The organism is Brevibacillus reuszeri, assembly GCF_002897295.1.
GTDB classification, from domain to species: domain Bacteria; phylum Bacillota; class Bacilli; order Brevibacillales; family Brevibacillaceae; genus Brevibacillus; species Brevibacillus reuszeri_A.
Genome location: NZ_BEXF01000073.1, coordinates 1 through 2,973, shown reverse-complemented (window position 1 = coordinate 2,973; position 2,973 = coordinate 1). Strand labels below are relative to the sequence as shown.

Below are 2,973 nucleotides of genomic sequence, written 5' to 3'. Positions count from 1 at the left end.
AGATGTAATGTTGTTCTGAGAAAATCCTCAGATACTGGCCCTCCGTGAGCTTCTTGATTTATAAAATTTCCCCAACGCCCGATCAATTGTCCTATAATCAATCCCGGAGCACATAGATCTGCAATGCGCCAAAAATTATAGCCACGCAAACGAAAGAAAAAAATCATAGCCATAATCGCTCCGATTAAAGCTCCGTAAATGGCGATTCCACCATTCCATATTTTGAAAACGTCCCAGAAGTTATTGCGGTAATCTTCCCACTTGAATACGACATAGTAAGCTCTAGCCCCGACGATAGCGGATGGCACGCCTACAAGTACCATATCCAAAAAGAACCCCGGATGGATCTGATACCGTTTGCCTTCTTGTATAACAACGATAAGACCTATGAGTGCAGCTACGCTTAAAATAATCCCGTACCAGTATAATTGAATTGGCCCTAATCGAAATGCAATTGGATTAATCGCCTCGTACAAATCCTTTCACCTCAATCCCACATCGTTTGTAACCGATGTATTGAGTAGTTCATAATTAATTAGGGCTTGCTGAACGATTGCTTAGCAGAAATTCAGGGCAGGGCGACGGCGGAACAGGAAGGCGAAAATAAGGCAAAAAAGAACGCGGAGCCTGCGCTCCAGGTTCATCACCAGCAGTTGCAGCGTGATGGCGGACAGGCTGGTCTGCGCGAGACGCGCTCGAATACGGCCAAGCCCGTACTTGCGCTTGCCTTCTCCGAATTTGCCTTCGATGGCATTTCGTTCACCGGCATCCCGTTTGTCCTGATTTTGCTGTTCACGAGTCGGACCGTCCTTCGGTGGTCTTCCCAAAGCCGGGCCGCTGAGCCGGATGCCATGCTGCTTGCAAAAGTTCCGGTTCTCGCGGGTGCGATAGATTTGATCCGCCTGTACGACAGCTGGATAATAGCCGAAGCGACGACGGTAGTTCTTGATCGTCTCGATGAGCGTTGTACTCTCGTTGAAGTTATCCCAGGACGCACGATCCAGGAAAGCGTAACCTTTTGTCATGCTGACGGTGAGCTTTGCGCCGAACTCCACTCGCGCCTTCGCTTTCCCGCGCACGATCGGCCTCACATGCGGCTGATGGATACTCACGATGCGGTCTTCGATTTGGTGCGACCGCGTCCTGTACATGTGGAGCTGTTGGCGGTACAGTTCATGAATCACCAGCAGATCACGATAGGCTTTGCGACTCAGCAGCGTGAGCGGCTGCGTCTTTGCTTGCTCGGCAATGATGACGAGGTTCCGTTCCACATACCCCAGCTGACGGCGGATGGCTTTGCGAATGACTTTCGGTCCCGGCCTGCGCTGTTTGGACACCGCCAGAAACTGCTTGCGCGCTTTTTCCCTGTAGGTGCGCGGTTTTGCCGTTTGTCCGATGACCGGTTCGTGCAGCGTATCGATGATCGCTTCCAGCTTCTCCCGCGCTTCATTCAGCAGATTCAGATCGGTCGGATACGCCACATCCGCCGGGGCGCAGGTGGCGTCCACCAGCAGTGTCCCTTGATTCGGTTGTTCCGGCGTTTCCGGCGCCGCGGTGGAATCGATGGCCTCATCGGTCTCAAGTTCGGACGCTTCCGGTGGCGCCGACGCTTCAACCGTCTGCTCCGCAACAGGCGTTTGCGCTGCCGATTCAACTAGCGTTTCCTCGAACAGCGCCTGCTGTTCGAATTCGGTTTCGGTTGCAGCGGCGCGAGGCGTCGACCGCTTTCTTTTTCCGTCGCTTACGCTGCCTGAATGGTCATCATCGTCTTTCGTTTCCTTCGCGCCCTGGGTGGCGACGATCTCGTTCAATTCGGCCAGCACGTCCGACAGACGTTTACGGAAATGCGTCATCATGGAATGGTGGAACGGCGGCTTCATCACAAATCCGGGCAAACCGATGAAGTATTGCATATAGGGGTTCTCGCTGATCGACGTCAGGGTTTCTCTGTCGCTCAACTGCATGCGTTCCTGAATGATCAGCGCGCCGAGCCCCATGCGCAGGCTGATCGTTTGCTGACCGCGGAAGGTGTCTTTGAAGAAACGACCGTATTTCTGTTCAGCCGCCGCCCACGGCACCAACTGTGCCAACTGAACCCAACGATTCTTTTCATCCAGTTTTCCGCCGAAGGGAAGAAAGAAATCGCCAGGCAGGATCAATTGATTGTCGAGGTGTGCGGTCGGCTTGAACATTTTCGTCGCTCCATCTGCAAGGATTTTGGGCTGTTTTCCGAAGATTCCTTTGCATATGATTTCGACATACAAATCCCGAATCCCTTGTTATTATGCGATTTTTTACAGCTTTTCGGGGCGTTCAGCAAGCCCTAATTAGTTTTGTTGATACAAACTTTAACATTCTAATATTTTTTTCATTATTGTTAGTGTTATATTTTATTTGGTCTAAAGTTAAATCCCTAAAAGGACAAAACATATCACATAAAAATATATATTTACTGTTGTTAATTGTATTACTATCCTTTGCCTCTGTTATAGTACTTGTAATGGTACCGTATGTTGAGAAGAGAGCTTTCTTGTTACCCATTACTACCATTATTATAGCAAGTACTAACATACTTTCTACAATATATAAAGACTTATCAATAAGCTTAAAGAAAATTTATGACTTGTTTATTCTAAGTGTATTGATTTGTATCTCTATATATAAAGGATATCAAATCTATACTGCTTATTATGAATTTAATAGAGAGGCTATTTATCGAGAATCACAAATTCTATATTTGTCTGAAAAATCCGAATTGGTAAAAGTAGAGCCATATAAAACTCAAACATCTAGAATCCTAAATACAAGAGAAGATTATATTATGGGTAATAACCAGTATTTTGGATACTATCATCTAGAAAATATAGTGTATTTTCAAAAAAACTAATATGGCCAGAACGGTGCTTTATAATATCGAAATAAAAATTTCAAATTATATCATAATTATTAAGTGCTGGATATATTCAAGGAATC

General features: G+C 46.8%; 3 protein-coding genes. 1 reads left to right on the top strand and 2 read right to left on the bottom strand.

Translation table 11 applies throughout. From position 1 onward, the window contains the following. A partial coding sequence (lgt, locus tag C3B52_RS35305; protein ID WP_103110977.1) for a prolipoprotein diacylglyceryl transferase occupies positions 1-476 on the bottom strand: 476 nt, incomplete at its 3' end. 81 nt (positions 477-557) lie between these two features. After that, on the bottom strand, positions 558-2,192 hold the full coding sequence (locus C3B52_RS35300; protein ID WP_090728279.1) for an IS5 family transposase: 1,635 nt from the start codon (positions 2,190-2,192) through the stop codon (positions 558-560). A 92-nt stretch (positions 2,193-2,284) separates the two neighbouring features. On the opposite strand from C3B52_RS35300, the gene C3B52_RS38375 reads away from it, so the two are divergent. After that, entirely contained in the window at positions 2,285-2,887 is a 603-nt protein-coding gene (locus tag C3B52_RS38375) for a DUF6056 family protein (protein WP_373419761.1), read from the top strand. Positions 2,888-2,973 lie beyond the last annotated feature (86 nt).